The organism is Clavibacter sp. AC415, from assembly GCF_979252985.1.
In genome coordinates this window covers 207,675-225,649 of the sequence record NZ_CEEDAR010000017.1, presented here as the reverse complement: position 1 = coordinate 225,649, position 17,975 = coordinate 207,675, and the positions used below count along the sequence as shown (strand labels likewise).

The 17,975-nt window shown below is 72.5% G+C and carries 18 protein-coding genes, 1 tRNA gene and 1 pseudogene; 8 read left to right on the top strand and 12 right to left on the bottom strand.

Annotated features, from left to right (window positions below; all coding sequences use genetic code 11):
• Positions 1-13: 13 nt before the first annotated feature.
• Together ACZ411_RS10470 and ACZ411_RS10465 are read right to left on the bottom strand one after the other, a co-directional pair.
• Positions 14-1,318, bottom strand: coding sequence for a DUF4032 domain-containing protein (locus tag ACZ411_RS10470; RefSeq protein WP_094116508.1), 1,305 nt, complete (start codon positions 1,316-1,318; stop codon positions 14-16).
• Between the two features lie 98 nt (positions 1,319-1,416).
• Positions 1,417-2,517 (bottom strand): ABC transporter ATP-binding protein, encoded by a 1,101-nt coding sequence (locus tag ACZ411_RS10465; RefSeq protein WP_094116507.1) that lies wholly within the window; start codon positions 2,515-2,517, stop codon positions 1,417-1,419.
• A 317-nt stretch (positions 2,518-2,834) separates the two neighbouring features.
• Here ACZ411_RS10465 and ACZ411_RS10460 point away from each other — a divergent pair, with 317 nt between their 5' ends.
• Entirely contained in the window at positions 2,835-3,752 is a 918-nt protein-coding gene (locus ACZ411_RS10460) for a DsbA family protein (RefSeq protein ID WP_104290485.1), read from the top strand.
• Positions 3,753-3,794: 42 nt separating this feature from the next.
• A tRNA-Thr gene (locus ACZ411_RS10455) sits at positions 3,795-3,867 on the top strand.
• Positions 3,868-3,905: 38 nt separating this feature from the next.
• Here ACZ411_RS10455 and ACZ411_RS10450 read toward each other — a convergent pair.
• Genes ACZ411_RS10450 through msrB form a run of 3 tightly spaced genes read right to left on the bottom strand, consistent with a single transcriptional unit; the run spans position 3,906 to position 4,916 of the window.
• The gene (locus tag ACZ411_RS10450; RefSeq protein ID WP_464170441.1) at positions 3,906-4,262 is read right to left on the bottom strand and encodes a nitroreductase family protein; all 357 of its coding nucleotides are present in this window, start codon (positions 4,260-4,262) and stop codon (positions 3,906-3,908) included.
• A 16-nt stretch (positions 4,263-4,278) separates the two neighbouring features.
• On the bottom strand, positions 4,279-4,509 hold the full coding sequence (locus ACZ411_RS10445; protein WP_464170439.1) for a hypothetical protein: 231 nt from the start codon (positions 4,507-4,509) through the stop codon (positions 4,279-4,281).
• A gap of 5 nt (positions 4,510-4,514) precedes the next feature.
• Complete coding sequence (gene msrB / locus ACZ411_RS10440; protein ID WP_012039170.1) at positions 4,515-4,916, bottom strand: peptide-methionine (R)-S-oxide reductase MsrB; 402 nt, start codon at positions 4,914-4,916, stop codon at positions 4,515-4,517.
• A 237-nt stretch (positions 4,917-5,153) separates the two neighbouring features.
• On the opposite strand from msrB, the gene ACZ411_RS10435 reads away from it, so the two are divergent.
• The 4 genes from ACZ411_RS10435 (at position 5,154) to groL (ending at position 8,403) form a co-directional block, all read left to right on the top strand.
• Complete coding sequence (locus ACZ411_RS10435; protein ID WP_464170436.1) at positions 5,154-5,483, top strand: DUF3263 domain-containing protein; 330 nt, start codon at positions 5,154-5,156, stop codon at positions 5,481-5,483.
• A gap of 34 nt (positions 5,484-5,517) precedes the next feature.
• Positions 5,518-6,090 (top strand): LytR C-terminal domain-containing protein, encoded by a 573-nt coding sequence (locus ACZ411_RS10430; RefSeq protein ID WP_104290484.1) that lies wholly within the window; start codon positions 5,518-5,520, stop codon positions 6,088-6,090.
• 283 nt (positions 6,091-6,373) lie between these two features.
• Complete coding sequence (locus tag ACZ411_RS10425) at positions 6,374-6,592, top strand: cold-shock protein (protein WP_094117046.1); 219 nt, start codon at positions 6,374-6,376, stop codon at positions 6,590-6,592.
• Positions 6,593-6,783: 191 nt separating this feature from the next.
• Positions 6,784-8,403: a chaperonin GroEL gene (groL, locus tag ACZ411_RS10420; protein ID WP_094116505.1), complete on the top strand. Its 1,620-nt coding sequence runs from the start codon at positions 6,784-6,786 to the stop codon at positions 8,401-8,403.
• A gap of 168 nt (positions 8,404-8,571) precedes the next feature.
• On the opposite strand, the gene ACZ411_RS10415 is transcribed toward groL, so the two are convergent.
• The 6 genes and pseudogenes from ACZ411_RS10415 to ACZ411_RS10390 all read right to left on the bottom strand — a co-directional run bounded on the left by ACZ411_RS10415 (position 8,572) and on the right by ACZ411_RS10390 (position 15,409).
• On the bottom strand, positions 8,572-8,862 hold the full coding sequence (locus ACZ411_RS10415) for a WXG100 family type VII secretion target (protein ID WP_094116504.1): 291 nt from the start codon (positions 8,860-8,862) through the stop codon (positions 8,572-8,574).
• 46 nt (positions 8,863-8,908) lie between these two features.
• A complete protein-coding gene (locus ACZ411_RS10410) occupies positions 8,909-10,669 on the bottom strand; it encodes a sensor histidine kinase (RefSeq protein WP_464170432.1) in 1,761 nt (586 codons plus the stop codon).
• 124 nt (positions 10,670-10,793) lie between these two features.
• Positions 10,794-11,486, bottom strand: coding sequence for a response regulator transcription factor (locus ACZ411_RS10405; protein WP_012039163.1), 693 nt, complete (start codon positions 11,484-11,486; stop codon positions 10,794-10,796).
• Positions 11,487-11,570: 84 nt separating this feature from the next.
• Positions 11,571-13,222, bottom strand: a pseudogene (locus ACZ411_RS10400) (DNA repair helicase XPB).
• A gap of 20 nt (positions 13,223-13,242) precedes the next feature.
• Positions 13,243-15,129, bottom strand: coding sequence for a helicase-associated domain-containing protein (locus ACZ411_RS10395; RefSeq protein ID WP_464170421.1), 1,887 nt, complete (start codon positions 15,127-15,129; stop codon positions 13,243-13,245).
• A 10-nt stretch (positions 15,130-15,139) separates the two neighbouring features.
• Positions 15,140-15,409: a hypothetical protein gene (locus ACZ411_RS10390; RefSeq protein WP_094116502.1), complete on the bottom strand. Its 270-nt coding sequence runs from the start codon at positions 15,407-15,409 to the stop codon at positions 15,140-15,142.
• Between the two features lie 164 nt (positions 15,410-15,573).
• On the opposite strand from ACZ411_RS10390, the gene ACZ411_RS10385 reads away from it, so the two are divergent.
• On the top strand, positions 15,574-15,957 hold the full coding sequence (locus ACZ411_RS10385; RefSeq protein WP_094116501.1) for a cold-shock protein: 384 nt from the start codon (positions 15,574-15,576) through the stop codon (positions 15,955-15,957).
• An 82-nt stretch (positions 15,958-16,039) separates the two neighbouring features.
• Positions 16,040-16,723: a DUF3027 domain-containing protein gene (locus ACZ411_RS10380; RefSeq protein ID WP_464170418.1), complete on the top strand. Its 684-nt coding sequence runs from the start codon at positions 16,040-16,042 to the stop codon at positions 16,721-16,723.
• Positions 16,724-16,793: 70 nt separating this feature from the next.
• Here ACZ411_RS10380 and serC read toward each other — a convergent pair whose 3' ends face one another.
• Positions 16,794-17,912, bottom strand: a complete 1,119-nt coding sequence (gene serC / locus ACZ411_RS10375) for a phosphoserine transaminase (RefSeq protein WP_464170416.1) — start codon at positions 17,910-17,912, stop codon at positions 16,794-16,796.
• Between the last annotated feature and the right edge of the window lie 63 nt (positions 17,913-17,975).

Sequence of the window (17,975 nt, the reverse complement as noted above, 5' to 3'; positions counted from 1 at the left end):
TCCCGCCCGTCGGTCAGACCTTCGTGCGCCAGTCCTCCGCGGCCTCGGCCTCGGTGATCGGCACGTCGGACTCGTCCTCGATGACGCCGATCGACTCGGTCGGCGGGTCGATCACGGTCGCCTCGTCGCGGCGGTGGCGGAGGATGTCCTGGACGTAGGCGGTCACCGCCTCGGCGAGCGGGATGTCCCGGTTGAGCTTCTGCGACATGTACCAGCGGTGCTCGAGGAGCTGGTGGAAGACCTCGGCGGGCTCGAGCTTCCCGCGCAGGTCCCGGGGGATCGCCCGCACGACGGGCTCGAACACGCGAGCGAGCCACTCGTGGGCGACCATCTCCTCGTCGAGGTCCTGCTTGTCGAAGGTCGCCGTGTAGGAGTCGAGGTCGTTGAGCAGACGCCGCGCCTGGTTCTCCTGCGCGTCGACGCCCGTGAGGCGGAGCAGCCGGCGCTGGTGGTGCCCGGCGTCCACGACCTTCGGCTGGATGCGCACCTGCGACCCCTCGGCGGTCGTGCGGATCGCGAGCTCCTCGATGTCGAAGCCGAGGTCGTTGAGCCGGTCGACGCGCTCGTTGATGCGCCAGCGCTCGGAGGTGGGGAACTCCTCGCGTCCGGTGAGCTCCTTCCAGAGCGTGCGGTACTGGGCGACGATGCGCGTGCTGGTCTCGACCGGGTCGAGCCCCTCCTCGATGCGTCCGCCCGCCTCGAGGTCCATGAGCTCGCCGGCGATGTTCACTCGGGCGATCTCGAGGTCGTTCTCGCGCTGCCCGTTGGAGAGGCCGCCGTTGAAGAGCTTGCCCGTCTCCGCGTCCACGAGATAGGCCGCGAAGGCGCCCGCGTCGCGGCGGAAGAGCGTGTTCGAGAGCGAGACGTCGCCCCAGAAGAACCCGATCATGTGCAGCCGCACCAGGAGCACGGCGAGGGCGTCGACGAGGCGCGTGGCGGTGTCGGGCCGGAGCTGCTGGGAGAAGAGCGCCCGGTAGGGGAGCGAGAACTTCAGGTGCCGGGTGACGAGCACCGACTTGAGGGCGTCGCCGTCCTCGTCCGTGCGGTTCATGATCACGGCGACGGGCTCGACGCACGGGATCTCGAGGCGCTGCAGCGTCCGCAGCATGTCGTACTCCCCGCGCGCCATCTCGTCCGTCGTCTCCTTGATGGCGATGACGTAGCCCGAGAGGTTGGCGAAGCGCACGAGGTGCCGGGAGATGCCCTTCGGCAGGGTCGCGATCGCGGAGGAGGGCCACTCGTCGAGCGGCAGCTGCCAGGGGAGGTCGAGGAGCGCCGGATCGACCGTCGCCGAGGTGATGTTCAGTGATCCGGACATGGTGCGACCCTACCCGACCGGGGAAACGCAGCTGCCGCGGCCCCCGGTGCTCCCGGGGGAGCGTGGGGACCGCGGCAGCGGACGTCAGGTGCGGTGGATCAGCTCGCGGCGACCGGCGCGTTGAGGCGGAGACCGCTCTCGGCGTCGAAGGCGTGGAGGTGGCCCTGCTGCGGGGTGATGAAGACGGTGTCGCCGGCGTTGGGGTGCAGGCGGCCGTCGACGCGCGCGACCAGGTCGGTGCGCTTGCCCTCGATGTCGGTGTGGCCGTAGAGGTAGCCGTCCGCGCCGAGCTCCTCGACGAGGTCGACCGTGACCGAGAGGCCCTGGCCCTGCGACGTGGAGACGACGACGTCCTCGGGACGGACGCCGATGGTGACCGAGCCGCCGGTCGCGTTCGTGAGCACGTCGCGCTCGACGGGCACCACGGCGGAGCCGAACTGAACGCCGCCGTCGACGACGTTGGCGGTGAAGAGGTTCATCGCGGGCGAGCCGATGAAGCCGGCCACGAAGACGTTCTGCGGCTTCTCGTACAGGTCGCGGGGCGTCCCGACCTGCTGGAGGACGCCGTCCTTGAGGACCGCGATGCGGTCGCCCATGGTGAGCGCCTCGGTCTGGTCGTGGGTCACGTAGACCGTGGTGACGCCGAGGCGGCGCTGGAGCGACGCGATCTGCGTGCGGGTCTGGACGCGGAGCTTGGCGTCGAGGTTCGACAGCGGCTCGTCCATGAGGAACACCTGCGGCTGGCGCACGATGGCGCGGCCCATGGCGACGCGCTGGCGCTGGCCGCCGGAGAGGGCCTTGGGCTTGCGGCTGAGGTAGGGCTCGAGGTCGAGGAGCTTGGCCGCCTCGAGGACGCGGGTGGCGCGCTCGTCCTTGCCGACGCCCGCGATCTTGAGCGCGAAGCCCATGTTCTCGGCGACGGTCATGTGGGGGTACAGCGCGTAGTTCTGGAACACCATCGCGATGTCGCGGTCCTTCGGCGGCACGTCGGTGACGTTGCGGTCGCCGATGAAGATGTTGCCGTCGTTGACCTCCTCGAGGCCCGCGAGCATGCGGAGGGTGGTCGACTTGCCGCAGCCGGACGGGCCGACGAGGACGAGGAACTCGCCGTCGGCGACCTCGAGGTCGATGCCGTCCACCGCCGGGCGCGTGGAGCCCGGGTAGAGGCGCGTGGCCTTGTCGAAAGTTACAGATGCCATTTCGGTGTTCTCCTTCACGGGCAGGTACGTGCCCGACGATCCGTGGTGATGGATGTGATGCTCATGGCTCATCGCTGTGGGCGACGGCGGCCACCCGATGAGTATTGCGCGGGGAAGAGGAGTCGGGAAGCGCACGCTGATGCGGATCGGCGGCTATTCCCCACCTGGGGACGGCCTGGTCGGGACCTGTATCGTCGGCTGCGGCGCCGTACCCGCGCCCGCCGCGTTGGCGCTTTCCCAGAATGGCCGCCTAGAGTCCTGAGGTCGTCCGGGAGCCCGCCCGCGGCCGACTCCCCCCATCCCCGGAGCGAGGACCCATGACCAGCACGCCGCCCGCGCACGAACCGCACGGCGGTCACCGACGACGCCGCGAGGCGGCGCGCGAGAAGGCGCGCCTCAACCGCATGAAGCAGCGGCGTCGCGACGTGGCGGCCCGCGGGCTGGTCCGCGGCGGCATCGCCGTGGCGCTCGTCGCCGTGGTCGTGGTCGTCGGCCTCATCGTCGTGCAGGGCGCGCGGCCCGCGGGCCCGGGGCCGCAGAACATGGCCAGCGACGGGATCGTCATCGGGAAGGACCTCGCCGCGGCGTCGACGCAGGCGCTCGACCCCGAGCAGGATCCCGTGCCCACCGAGTCCGACGCCGCCGGCGCCGCCCACATCCGCGTCTACGTCGACTACCTCTGCACCGCGTGCAAGGAGTTCCAGGACACGAACGGCGCGCAGATGGAGGGCTGGCTGCAGTCCGGCGCCGCGACCGTCGAGATCCACCCGGTGGCGATCCTCACGAGCAAGTCGCAGGCCTACTCCATGCGCGCGGCGAACGCCGCGGCGTGCGTGGCCGACACCGCGCCGGACGACTTCTGGGCCTTCAACTCCGCGCTCTTCGCGGAGCAGCCGGCCGAGCAGAGCACGGGCCTCAGCGACGAGCGGATCGTGCAGCTCGCCGCCGACGCCGGCGCCGACTCGTCGGGCGTCGCCGACTGCATCTCCGACCAGCGCTTCCAGTCGTGGGTCAACGCCGCGACGGACCGCGTCCTCGACGGCGAGATCCCGGACTCCAACGTCGACGAGGTCGTCGGCGCCCCGGTCATCGTCGTCGGCGACCGCCAGTACACGGGCCAGCCGGACGACGCGAAGGCGTTCGCCGCCTTCGTGCTCCAGGCCGCCGGGCAGGACGCCACGCCCACCCCGACCGCCACGCCGGAGCCCAGCGCGACCCCGACCACGGCGCCGTAGCCCGGCTCGTACTGATGGATCGACGGCCCGCGAGGGCGGTCGGCCGGCCTGGCGCAATTGGTAGCGCACCGCACTTGTAATGCGGCGGTTACGGGTTCGAGTCCCGTGGCCGGCTCCGTGGATGTGCGCGGCCTGGGCACCGCGCACGCGGCCTCAGTCGAGGAGCGTGATCATGCGCTCGCCGTCGACGGTGGAGCGCGGCCCCTTGGCGTCGGGCTCCACGTCGCCGACGTAGAGCCAGCCGAGGAGCTCCTCCCCGAGGGCGAGTCCGTGCATGCGTCGGACTGCATCGCTGCGCGTCAGGGAGCCCGTCCTCCAGAACACGCCCCAGCCCTGCTCCTCGAGCAGCAGCGTGAGGGCGTGCGCGACCCCGGCGGCGACCGCCTCCTGCTCCCAGTCCGGCACCTTGCGGCTCGGTGTCCGGCAGGCGACGACCGCGATGAGGAGGCTCGCGCGGTGGGTCTTCTTGCGGTGCTTCCCCGATCCGGGGTCGCCGGACGCCTCGTCCATGGCCGCGCCGAGGCGCTCACGTGCACCGCACGCGGATCTCGACTATGCGCCAGGGGCGCATCCCGCCGTGGTCCGCGAGGCGGGACGCCGCCTCGACCAGCGGCACCAGCGCCTCGTGGGTGGGGGATCCGGCGCCGACGGAGGACCGGGACCGTCGCCCGCGGAGGGCCGCGAGGACGGGGCCGCCCGACGACGCGGTGCCGGGATCGGGCGCGGCGACGTCGCCGCCCGCCCGATGCCGCGGCACCTCGCTCACTCCGCCGTGCGGAACGACATGGAGACCGAGTTCATGCAGAACCGGTCGCCGGTGGGGGTCTGCGGAGCGTCGTCGAAGACGTGCCCGAGGTGGGATCCGCAGCGTGCGCAGACGACCTCGACGCGCTTCATGCCGAGGCTCGTGTCGGTGTACAGCTTCACCGCGTCGCTCTCCTTGGGCGCGTAGAAGCTGGGCCAGCCGCAGTGCGAGTCGAACTTCGTGTCGCTCGTGAAGAGCTCGGCTCCGCAGGCCTTGCACCCGTAGACGCCGGTGCGCTCCTCGTCCAGCAGCTCGCCGGTCCAGGGCCGCTCGGTGGCCTGCTGGCGCAGCACCGCGTACTCCTCCGGGGAGAGCTCCTGACGCCACTCGTCGTCGGTCTTCTCGATCTCGTAGGCCATGTGCGGGTCCTTTCTCGCGGGTCGATCCTAAGGGCGGCGTCCCAGCTCGCCTCCGGGGTCAACCGTCCGCGGACCCCGTGGATTCCTTCATACGGGGAACGCACGGCCCGGCGGAGCCGGCGGCCGGGCCCGGCGGCGCGTGCCCCGGGGCGGGCCTCGGACACCCCGTGGAGCTGCGCGGGACGCCCAGGGGCGCGCACCTACGTACTGTGGGGGATGTCGGGGAAGGAGCACGCCGTGGACCAGCGTGAGGACCGCCCCGCGAGCGCCCCCGCGTCCGACCATCGAGCCGTCCCGGAGCTCGACGAGCGGGGTCGCGCGGTGCTCGACTTCGAGCGGGACTGGACGCGTCACGCCGGCGCGAAGGAGGAGGCGATCCGCCAGGCCTTCGGCCTCTCGGCCACGCGCTACTACCAGCTGCTCGGCTCCCTGCTGGAGACCCGCCAGGCGCTCGCCTACGATCCCCTGCTCGTCGGGCGCCTCCTGCGCCTCCGCCAGTCCCGCGCCGCCGTGCGCGCGGCCCGCGCCCTGCCCACCGGTCTCCCGCCCCGTCCGTCCGCGCACTGACCCCGCGCCCCACCGAGGAGACACGAGACCCGCCATGCCCTCCCACGCTCCCGACCGCTTCGACGAGGTCCCCGGCGACCTGAGCCGCGTCGGCGCGCACCGCGCGCCGCGCCCCCGCCGCCATCGACTGCGGGCCTTCGGCTGGGCCGCCCTGGCGACCGGGGTGCTGGTGGGTGCCGGCGTCGTGGGCCTCTTCGTCATCGACGACCGCGTGTCGTTCACCGACATCATCCCGAGCGGGGGCTCCTCCGAGGAGGCGACGCCGACCGAGGCGCCGACCGCGGCGGCCACCGCCGTCCCCGGCATGGTCGTGACCGTGCTCAACGGCACGCGGACGTCGGGCCTCTCCGCCCGAGCCGCGACGGCGCTCGAGGCGGCCGGCTGGGCCATCGGATCGCGCGTGAACGCGAGCACCAGCGACATCACGACGACGACGGTCTACTACTACGACGCAGCCGACGAGGGCGCCGCCCGCGGTCTCGTCGCGGAGCTCGGCGTGGGCGACGTCCAGCAGTCCGACCAGTTCCGGCCGCCGGAGGGCACCGCCGCCGCGCAGGCCGCCCGGCTCACCGCGGTGCTCGGGTCGGACTACGCGGCCCTCGGCTGACCCGGGCTCGAGCCTCGTCCGGTCCGGTCCGGCTCGCCGCGCCTAGGCTCGCCGGGCATCCGGCAGGGAGATCGTCCGCGGTCGCGCGCGGTACCCGTGGATGGATCGGGCGGGCGCCGCCGCTCCGTGGCTATGGTGCTGCCTGGTCGCACGCCCGTCGCGTACCAGGTGCTGCGCGCCGTCCGTCCCGAGGGCGTGGCGCGGGGTCGATGCAGGGCCCCGCGGTCGACCCGGGGGTGGCGGCGCCGCGCCCGACACCGCGCAGTCGCACATGGAGAAGCACATGGCCGAGGGCACCGTGAAGTGGTTCAACGGGGAGAAGGGGTTCGGGTTCATCACCGTGGACGCCGTCGAGGGCGGCCCGGCCGCGCAGGACGTGTTCGTCCACTACTCGGCGATCGAGATGTCGGGCTACAAGGTCCTGGAGGAGGGGCAGCGCGTCGCGTTCGAGATCGGCCAGGGGTCCAAGGGGCTGCAGGCCGAGAACGTCACGACCGCCTAGCGGCATCCCCGCAGCGACGCCGCCGCCCGACCGGGCGGCGGCGTCGCGCCGTTCCCGGGGACCGCCTCCGCCTGTGAGCGGCTCGCTTGCACTCCCGTAGGACGAGTGCCAGAATCGTCCCTGGCACTCCCTCACGGGGAGTGCCAGACGACTGCCTTTTTCCTGACGTCCGGGAGGGACGAGAGATACACATGGCTAAGATCATCGCTTTTGACGAAGAAGCCCGCCGCGGCCTCGAGCGCGGCCTGAACATCCTGGCCGACGCGGTCCGCGTGACCCTCGGCCCGCGTGGCCGCAACGTCGTCCTGGAGAAGAAGTGGGGCGCCCCCACCATCACGAACGACGGCGTCTCCATCGCCAAGGAGATCGAGCTCGACGACCCGTTCGAGAAGATCGGCGCGGAGCTCGTCAAGGAGGTCGCCAAGAAGACCGACGACGTCGCCGGCGACGGCACCACCACCGCGACCGTCCTCGCGCAGGCCCTGGTCCGCGAGGGCCTCCGCAACGTCGCCGCGGGCGCCGACCCCATCAGCCTCAAGCGCGGCATCGAGAAGGCCGTCGCGGCCGTCACGGAGGAGCTGAAGCTCGCCGCGAAGGAGATCGAGACCAAGGAGGAGATCGCCGCCACCGCGTCCATCTCCGCCGGCGACTCCACGATCGGCGCCATCATCGCCGAGGCGATCGACAAGGTCGGCAAGGAGGGCGTCGTCACCGTCGAGGAGTCGAACACCTTCGGCACCGAGCTCGAGCTCACCGAGGGCATGCGCTTCGACAAGGGCTACCTGTCGCAGTACTTCGTGACCGACCCCGAGCGCCAGGAGGCCGTGTTCGAGGACGCGTACATCCTGATCGTCAACTCGAAGATCTCGAACATCAAGGACCTGCTGCCGATCGTCGACAAGGTCATCCAGTCGGGCAAGCAGCTCCTCATCATCGCCGAGGACGTCGACGGCGAGGCCCTGGCCACGCTCGTCGTGAACAAGATCCGCGGCATCTTCAAGTCGGTCGCCGTCAAGGCCCCCGGCTTCGGCGACCGCCGCAAGGCGCAGCTGCAGGACATCGCCATCCTCTCCGGCGGCCAGGTCATCGCGGAGGAGGTCGGCCTCAAGCTCGAGAACGTCACCCTCGACCTGCTCGGCACGGCCCGCAAGGTCGTCATCACGAAGGACGAGACCACGATCGTCGACGGCGGCGGCGACGCCACCGAGATCGCGGCCCGCGTTCAGCAGATCCGCAACGAGATCTCGAACACCGACAGCGACTACGACCGCGAGAAGCTCCAGGAGCGCCTCGCGAAGCTCGCGGGCGGCGTGGCGGTCATCAAGGCCGGCGCGGCGACCGAGGTCGAGCTCAAGGAGCGCAAGCACCGCATCGAGGACGCCGTCCGCAACGCGAAGGCCGCCGTCGAGGAGGGCATCGTCGCCGGTGGTGGCGTGGCGCTCATCCAGGCCGGCAAGCTCGCGTTCGAGAAGCTCCAGCTCGAGGGCGACGAGGCGACGGGCGCGAACATCGTCCGCGTCGCGGTCGACGCTCCGCTCAAGCAGATCGCCCTCAACGCGGGTCTCGAGCCCGGCGTCGTGGCCGAGCGCGTCCGCAACCTGCCCTCGGGTCACGGCCTCAACGCCGCCACGGGCGAGTACGTCGACATGCTCGCCGCGGGCATCAACGACCCGGTGAAGGTCACCCGCTCGGCGCTGCTGAACGCCGCGTCCATCGCGGGCCTGTTCCTCACGACCGAGGCCGTCGTCGCCGACAAGCCCGAGAAGAACCCGGCTCCGGCCGGCGACCCCACGGGTGGCATGGACTTCTAGTCCGTCCGGGCGGGGTGCCAGCACCCCGCCCACCTGCACGACCGGAATCACCAGCTCGACCATCATCATCAGCACGACGAAGCGGGCGGTCCCTCACCGGGGCCGCCCGCTTCGTCGTGCGTCGCCCGCGTCCCGTCATCGGCGCTGCCGGCGGGAGCGCGGGAGCCGTCAATGCGCGAACATGCGCGCGTTGCCCTCCTCCACCTCCGCGTACTGGCGGGCGGCGGCGCTCAGCGCCTGGTTGATGCTCGCCAGGGCCTCCTCCACGCGCTGCTGCGTGCCCTTCCACTCGGCCACCACGCCTTGGAACGCGGTCGCGGCGCTGCCGGACCACGACCCCTGCAGATCGGCCAGCTGACCGTGCAGCGTCGCCACCTCCGCCTGGATGCGTCCGATGCTGCCCTGCACGGCCGCTGTGGCCGACAGGACGGCCTCGCTGTCCACCTGGTACCTCGTCATGGGTCTCCTCCTCTTCGTCGACGGACGGGCGGAGGCTACGGCGGGGTCAGGACGAGGGCGTCGCCGGAGCCGGCTGCGTGGACGCCGCGGGCGCCTCGGGGCTGGGGAGGAGCGGCAGGATGACCCGGAACGTCGCACCTCCGCCCTCGGTCTCGACGACGTCCACCCGGCCGCGGTGCGCGGCGACGATGGCGGAGACGATGGCGAGACCCAGACCGCTGCCGCCGGTCTCGCGGGTGCGCGAGGTGTCGGCGCGCCAGAAGCGCTGGAAGATCTTCTCGCGGATCTGCGGGGGCACGCCGTCGCCGTGGTCGCGCACCTCGATGCGGGCCTCGCGGGCGGCCTCGTCGACGACCGTGGCGAGCTCGATCGGGCTGCCGGCGGGCGTGAAGCGCACCGCGTTGCCGATGAGGTTGGTCACGACCTGGCGGATCTTGTTCTCCTCCGCCGAGACCATCGCGAAGCCCTCGGTAGGTGCGGGGCCGTCGCCATCCCCGGCGCGGGTCGGGGCCAGGGCGTCTGTCGCCGTCTCGCCGGGACGGCGGAGGCGGCGCGCCCGCAGTCGGGAGAGCGTGGCCCCGGCGAAGGCGATGGGTCCCGTCACGTCGCTGCTCGTCACGGGACCGGTGCCGCGGAGCGACTCCTGCGTCATCTCCTGGGTGAGCTCCAGGCCGTCGGCGTCGAGGATCGGGCCGACGGGGTTCACGAGGACGGGCGGCAGGGCCGTGACGGTGCGCGTCTGCGAGGAGGCCATGGCGTCGAGTGCCGCGTCGCGGGCGATGGGGTAGAGGTCGACGGGGGCCAGCTGCAGCGGCTTGGTCTCGTCGAGGCGGGCGAGCTCGAGGAGGTCCTCCACCAGGCCGCCCATGCGGATGGCCTCCTTCTCGATGCGCTCCATCGCCTGGGTGACGTCCTCGGGCGTCTGCAGGGCCCCCATCCGGTAGAGCTCGGCGTAGCCGCGGACGGAGACGAGCGGGGTGCGGAGCTCGTGGCTGGCGTCGCCGACGAAGCGCCGCATCTGGTCGATGGTCTTGGCGCGGTCGGCGAACGCGCGGTCGATGCGGCTGAGCATCATGTTGAGGGAGCGGTTCAGGCGGCCCACCTCGGTGTTCGGGGTCGCGCCGCCGAGGCGCTGGCTGAAGTCGCCGCCGGCGATGGCCGCCGCCGTGCGCTCCACCTCGCGGAGCGGGCCGAACGTGCTGGTCACCAGCATGCGCGTGACCGCCGCGCCGAGGACCACCACCGCGAGGCCGAAGCTCGCGAAGATCACGATGTAGGTGGCGACGAGGTCGTCGACCTCCTCGAGCGGGCGCGCGACGACCAGCGTCGAGTACTCCGTGGCGTCGGGGGATGCGTTCTGGGAGACGCGGACGATGCCGTGCCAGGACTTCTGCCCGGAGTTGTCCGAGAAGACGACGATCTCGTTGTTGACCTGCGAGGCCTGCGCGAGGTCCAGCCCGAAGACGCGGGGGTGCTCGGCGGAGTCGCCGTTCCAGTTGTCCGCGATGACGTCGCCCTGCGCGTCGAGGAGGACCACGAACAGCGTCGGGTCGGCCGTCTTCACGTCGTCCTGGGTGAAGGTGTCGGGGGAGGTGGGCTCGGTGCCGAGCACCTTGGGGAGCTGCGTGATGGAGACCCGGAGGGACGCGTCCATCTGGTTGACCATCTGCTGCCGGAGCAGGTACATGGTGCCGGCGCCGGAGACGAGGAGGCCCAGCAGGAGGAGGAGGACCGTGACGCTCGTGATCTTCGTGCGGAGGGAGACGTTGTTCCACTTCTCCGAGACGTAGTCGTGCACTGGCCGCACCTCGTGTTCCCGTCATCGTGACCGTGTCGTCATGAGGATATGCGACGCCGGATGTGCGATCGGCCGGGTGCCCGTGGGGCATCCGGCCGATCCGCGGTGCGGGTCCGCTCACGCGGTCCCGGGGTCAGGACTTGGCGGCCTTCAGCATGTAGCCGAACCCGCGCTTGGTCTGGATCACCGGCTCCGAGGAGTGCTGGTCGAGCTTCCGGCGGAGGTAGGAGATGTAGGACTCCACGATGCCGGCGTCGCCGTTGAAGTCGTACTCCCACACGTGGTCGAGGATCTGGGCCTTGGAGAGCACGCGGTTCGGGTTGAGCATGAGGTAGCGCAGGAGCTTGAACTCGGTGGGGCTCAGCTCGATGGGCTCCTCGCCGACGAGGACCTCGTGCGTGTCCTGGTCCATGGTCAGCTCGCCGGCGCGGATGATCGCGTCCTCGTCGGCGTGCATGGTGCGGCGGAGGATCGCCTTGATGCGGGCGACGATCTCGTCGAGGCTGAACGGCTTGGTGACGTAGTCGTCGCCGCCCACCGTGAGGCCCGTGATCTTGTCCTCGGTGTCGTCCTTCGCCGTGAGGAAGAGGATGGGCGCCGTGTAGCCCGCCGCGCGGAGGCGCTTGGTGACGCCGAAGCCGTTCATGTCGGGGAGCATCACGTCGAGGATGATGAGGTCGGGCTCCTCCTCGAGCACAGCGGAGATGGCCTGGGCGCCGTTGCCGACGGCGCGGACCGCGAAGCCGGCGAACCGCAGGCTCGTGGTCAGCAGGTCGCGGATGTTGGGCTCGTCATCGACGATAAGGATCTTCGGGCCATCGCTCATGGGAAGAAGTATCTGCGCACTCGCTGGGAGCGGGCTGGACAATGGTGGCGTGGTGACCGTGCCGGCGTGCGCCGAGCCCGGCGGCTAGTCCGCCGCGACGCCCGCGATGCCGGCGGCGTCGAGGATCGTGTAGGCGTACCCCTGCTCCGCGAGGAACCGCTGCCGGTTCTGCGCGAAGTCCTGGTCGACCGTGTCGCGGGAGACGAGCGTGTAGAAGCTCGCGGACCGGCCCGAGGCCTCCGGACGCAGGAGCCGTCCGAGCCGCTGCGCCTCCTCCTGCCGCGAGCCGTACGACCCCGACACCTGGATCGCGACGGTCGCGTCGGGCAGGTCCACGGAGAAGTTGGCGACCTTGCTGACGACGAGGACCCGGTCCGTGCCGTCGCGGAACGACTGGTAGAGCCGCTCCCGCTCGGCGACGGGAGTCGCGCCCGTGAGCTTGGGGGCGCCGAGGGCCTCCGCCAGCTCGTCGATCTGCTCGAGGTACTGGCCGATCACGAGGATGCTCTCCCCCGGTGGCGCTCGACCAGCGCGCGCGTCACCTCGAGCTTCGCGGGAGCCGTCGCGGCCAGGCGGTAGCGCTCGTCGTCGGCCGCGGCCGCGTAGACGAGCCGTTGGTCGTCGGGCAGGTCGATGCGCACCTCGAAGCACTCGGCGGGGGAGATGAAGCCCTGGGCCTCGATCTCCTTCCAGGGCGCGTCGAACCGCTTCGGGCCGATGAGGCTGAAGACGTCGCCCTCGCGGCCGTCCTCCCGCACGAGCGTGGCCGTGAGCCCGAGGCGCCGCCGCGCCTGCAGGTCCGCGGTGAGCTTGAACACGGGGGCGGGCAGCAGGTGCACCTCGTCGTAGACCACGAGGCCCCAGTCGAGCGCGTCGAGCAGCGCGAGGTGGGCGTACTCGCCCTTCCGCTTCGCGGTGAGGATCTGGTAGGTCGCGATGGTGACGGGCTTCACCTCCCGGGACTGCCCCGAGTACTCGCCGATCTCGTCCTCGGTGAGCGTGGTGCGCTTCAGCAGCTCCGAGCGCCACTGCCGGGCCGACACCGTGTTCGTGACGAGGATCAGCGTCGTGGTCTTCGCCCTCGCCATGGCCGCGGCGCCGACGAGCGTCTTGCCGGCGCCGCAGGGGAGCACGACGACGCCGGATCCGCCGTCGAGGAAGTGGTCGACCGCGTCCGTCTGGTAGTCGCGCAGCGTCCAGCCGTCCTCGACGAGCGACATGTCGTGGGGCGTGCCCGGCGTGTAGCCGGCCAGGTCCTCCGCGGGCCAGCCGATCTTCACGAGCTCCTGCTTGAGCTGGCCCCGCGCCCACGCCTGCACGCGGTACGTGGACGCGTCGATGCGCTCGATGAGCAGGGGGGCGATGCGACGGGCGCTCGCGATCTCCGACAGCACCGCCGACTCGGTGCTGGAGATCTGGAGCTCCCCCTCCGCGTCACGGCCGATGACGAGCCGGCCGTAGCGGCCCACCGTGTCGGTGACGTCCACCGTGACCGACTGGGGCACGGGGAAGCGGGAGTAGCGCTCGAGGGTGGCGAGCATGTCCTCGGCAGTGTGGCCGGCCGCGCGCGCGTTCCAGAGGCCGAGGCGGGTGATCCGGTACGTGTGGATGTGCTCCGGCGCCCGCTCCAGCTCCGCGAACACCGCGAGGTCGTGACGCGCGTCCTCGGCGTCCGCATGGGCGACCTCCAGGAGGACGGTGCGGTCGCTCTGGACGATCAGGGGGCCGTCGGACACGCCCGCCAGCTTAGGCGTGCTCACGGGGCCGTCGGCCCGGGAGCGATCGAGACGATGCTCGAGAGGGGGAGGGTGCGCTCGACGTCCGCCACGCGGTCGCGGGCGCGGAGGCGCCCGCCGGCCACGCTGGCGGGCTCGAGCACGTGGTCCACCTCGCGGCCGTCCGGCATGCGGACCCGGACGCGGAGCACGGCCTTGGCGCGGATCGCCGCCTCGAGCTGGCGGGCCGTCCAGGCGGCGCCGTCCTCGGGCCCGGCCGCGGCGCGGACGCGGGCGACCAGGACGTCGGCGGCGTCCGGCTCGGGGTCGGCCGCGGCGGCCATCGGCGCGGTGCGCGTCTCGGGCGCGATGCGGCGGCCGTCGACGTCCTCCCGGACGGGAGCGAGGCGGGCTCCCGCGAGCGCGCGCTCGACGGCCTCCGGCGGCGCCGTCGACGTGAGCACGTCGTTCCCGGCGCGCACGAGCCGCAGCGGCGCGAGGTCCCGGTCGACGAGGAGGGTGGCGAGGAGCGCGGCGTCCTCCGAGACGACGGCGGTGCGGGCATCCGCTGACGCGGCGTGCGACGGCGCGGCGGGCCGGACGCGGAGGCGCCCGAAGCGCCCGGCGGTCTCATCGAGGAGGTAGTCGAGCGGCTGCGGGATCCCGGTCAGCGAGACGCCCGTGAGGAACGCGCGTATGCCGTCCGCCGTGCCGCCCGCGGCGAGGGCGCGCGTGACGGACTCGGCGGAGATGCGGTAGCTCGCCGCGAGGCCCCGGCCCTCCGCGTCGGCGACGGCGAGGAGGCGCGACTCCACGGTGGGATCCAGCGGTCCGGGCGAGATCACGGTGAGGTCGTGCTGCAGGTACACCCGGTCGACCTCGGCGGGCAGGTGCGGACCGAGGGCGGCGGCTGCCTCCTCCGCTCCCGAGGTGAGCAGCGCCCGGCCGGCGGAGCTCGGGACGTCTCCCGTCGTGATGCCGAGGAGGCCCGCGTCGCGGGTGAAGGCGGTGATGCGCTCGCCGATCCAGGCGGATCCTCCGGGGAACCGCCAGAGCACGCCGTCGACGAGGCCCGCCCCCCACGAGGTGTCCGCGCGCTCGGACAGGATGCCGCGCGTCGCCGGCGTCAGGGCGTCGAGCCACGACGCGGCCAGCGCCTCCCAGCGCTCGGCCGTCGGCCGTCCGGACCACGACGCGGACTCCGCCGTCGCGTTCCACGTGTTGCCCGTGCGGGCCACCAGGCCGGCGCGGTCGGCGATGGAGAGGAGGACGGGCACGTCGTCGAGGTCGGCGCCGACGGCGGCGGCAAGCCGACGCGCGTCGGGCAGGGACATGCCGCCGCGGCTGAGCTCGCGGGCCGGTCCCCGCACGAGCTCGTCCACGAGGGCCGCGACGGCGACCACGGAGCCGAACGCGCTCTCGCCGGCGTGGCGGTCGACCTCGTCGGCGTCGACGCGGGGCACGGCCGCGAGGGGGGCGGGCGGGGCGAGGTGAGCGAGCTCGTCGACCCCCGGGAGGCCGGCCCCGGGCCAGGAGGCGAGCGCGGCGGCGACCTCCGGATGCACCGCGATGCCGTCGTCGTCGAGGTCGGCGAGGAGCGTCGCGGCGGCCCGGGCCGCCGCATCCGTGATCTCCTGCGCGTCGACGGGGTCCTCCCCGGAGCGCCGGGCGAGTGATGCGCGGACCGCGGGGAGGGGGACCGGGCGGGTGGCGGCGCCGTCGGCGCACGCCACCGCGAGGACGGCCAGGGCGGTGCGGTCGAGCTGCTCGAGCGCGGAGGCCACGGCGTCGGGCCCGAGCAGCGCGTCGGCGAGGTCGAAGACGTCCGCGACGCGCGTCGACTCGACGCCGCGGTCGCGCACGAGTGCGGCGAGCGCCGCGTCGTCGAGGGCGCGCAGCCGCGACGCGAGCACCAGGGCGTCGGTCATGGTCGTCCCGCTAGCGGGACGTGCCGTCCATGCGGCGACGACGGCGGACGCTGATGATGAGGATCGCGATGAAGAGGAGCGCGGCGAGCGGGATGCCCACCGCCGGGAGCAGGAGGATGACCTGCCACACGGGCGTGCTGTACTGCGACGCGTCGACGGCGATGAGGGGTGCCAGCAGGATCGCGACGATGCTGAGCACGGCGATGAGGAGGATGCCGGCCAGCATGTAGGCGAGGATGCGCTCGGCCCGTCCCTCGCTCGGTGCGGTGTCGGATGCCATCCGTCCAGACTACGCCGTGGGCTGCGCCCGGGCGCGTCGCGCGCGCAGGGCGGCCGGACGCGCGGAGGCGGCTCCGGACGCCCGGGTCGTCGCAGCACCTGCCGAATAGACTGATGCGTCCACCCGCACATCGAGCCCCGCCCGGGGCGGAGGAAGAGGATCGCATGCCCACCGGCAAGGTCAAGTTCTACGACGAGGACAAGGGGTTCGGGTTCATCAGCTCGGACGACGGCCAGGAGGTATTCCTGCACGCGTCCGCCCTCCCCTCGGGCGTCGCCGGGGTCAAGGCCGGTACGCGGCTCGAGTTCGGCATCGCGGACGGGAAGCGCGGCGCTCAGGCCCTGTCCGCCCGGATCCTCGACGCCCCGCCCTCGCTCGCGCGCATGTCCCGCAAGCCCGCCGACGACATGGCCGTCATCGTCGAGGACCTCGTCAAGGTGCTCGACGGGATCGGCGCCAACCTCAAGCGCGGCCGGTACCCGGACGAGGCGCACGGCCGCAAGATCGCGGCGATGCTGCGCCGGGTCGCGGAGGAGCTCGATGCCTGACCGCGGGGACGACGACGCGACGATCGAGGGCGCGGCAGATGAGGGTGCGACGATCGACGGTGCGACGGTCGACGAACTGTCCGTGGATGATACGACGGCCGGCGACGCTGCCGTCGACGGCGCGGCCGGCCCTGCTGCGCTGACGGTCGAGCACGAGGACTCCACGTCGGCGGCGCCCGCCCCGGCGGCGGAGGCAGAGTCCGCGCACGCCGAGCCGCCCGTGGCGGACCCGGAGCTGCTCGCCGCCGTCGACCTCGCCCGGGCGGCGCTGCGGGAGATCACGCCCGACGACACCGTCGGCGAGCCCGCCGGCTCGATCGTCGAGGGCGATCGCGTGCTCTCGCTCCTCTTCGCGAACACCATGCCCGGCTACCCCGGGTGGTACTGGACGGTGACCCTCGCGCGCGTCGAGGACGCCGCTCCCACCGTGCTCGAGGCCGAGCTCATGCCCGGCGAGGGCGCGCTGCTGTCGCCCGAGTGGCTGCCGTGGTCCGCACGGCTCGCGGGCGTCGAGGCCGAGCAGGAGGCCGAGCGCTTGGCGGCGGAGTCCGACGAGGACCAGGACGAGGACGACGACGAGGACGACGAGGACGACGACGCTGCCGAGGACGCCGAGGACGCGGACGACGTGCTGGACGGCGTCGACTTCGAGGCCGTCCCCGCGGAGCACGACGACGACGACGGCGACGATGACGACGACGACGATGATGATGACGACGACGACGACGACGACGACGACACGAGCTTCGACGGCGCCGATCGCTGATCCGCACCCCGCACGACGACGGCGGCGGCCCCGAAGGGGACCGCCGCCGTCGTCGTCTCCCGGGTGGGGATCAGCCCGCGCCGTGCTCCACGACGAACTCGATGCAGCGCACGAGCGCGCGCACGTCGTCCGGCTCGATGGCCGTGAAGGTGGCGACGCGCAGCTGGTTGCGTCCGAGCTTCCGGTAGGGCTCGGTGTCGACGATGCCGTTGGCGCGCAGCGTCTTCGCGACGCCCGCCGCATCGATCGCGTCGTCCAGGTCGATGGTCACCACGACCTGCGAGCGGTGCGCCGGGTTGGACACGAACGGGCGGGCGTAGTCCACCCGCTCGGCCCACTCGTAGAGGACGGACGACGACTCCCGCGTGCGGGCGTCGGCCCAGCCCAGGCCGCCGGCCTTCTCGATCCAGTCGAGCTGGTCCTCCAGCATGAGGAGCGTCGCGAGCGCCGGGGTGTTGAGCGTCTGGTCCAGGCGCGAGTTGTCGACGGCGTTCTTGAGGCTCAGGAACTCCGGGATCCACCGACCCGACGCCGCGATGCGGTCCACGCGCTCGAGGGCCGCCGGGGAGAAGAGGGCGAGCCAGACCCCTCCGTCGCTCGCGAGGTTCTTCTGCGGGGCGAAGTAGTAGACGTCGGCCTGGGCGGCGTCGAAGTCGATTCCGCCGGCCGCGCTCGTCGCGTCGACGACCGTCAGCGCGCCCGCATCGCCGTGCACCCGGGTCACGGGGGCCATGACGCCGGTGGAGGTCTCGTTGTGCGGCCATGCGTAGACGTCGACGCCCTCCACGGGCACCGCCTCAGCGCGGCTGCCGGGCTCGGCGCGGATCACGTCGGGGGACTCGAGGAACGGCGCGGACGCGGCGGTGGCGAACTTGCCGCCGAACTCGCCGAAGACGAGGTTCTGGCTGCGGCGCTCGATGAGGGAGAAGGCCGCGGCGTCCCAGAAGGCGGTGGACCCGCCGTTGCCGAGCACGACCTCGTAGCCGTCGGGCAGGCGGAAGAGGCGGGAGAGGCCGGCGCGGACCCGCCCCACCATGTCCTTGACGGGGGCCTGGCGGTGGGAGGTGCCGAGGATCTGCGCGCCCGCGAGCGCGAGGTGGTCGAGCTGCGCCTGCCGGACCTTGGACGGGCCGCAGCCGAATCGTCCGTCGAGGGGCAGCAGTTCGGTGGGGATCTTCGTGGTCGGCATGCGGCAATGCTAGGGGACCGCCCCGCCGTGCCCGCGGGCATACCGGGGCGCGGGGCCGGTCAT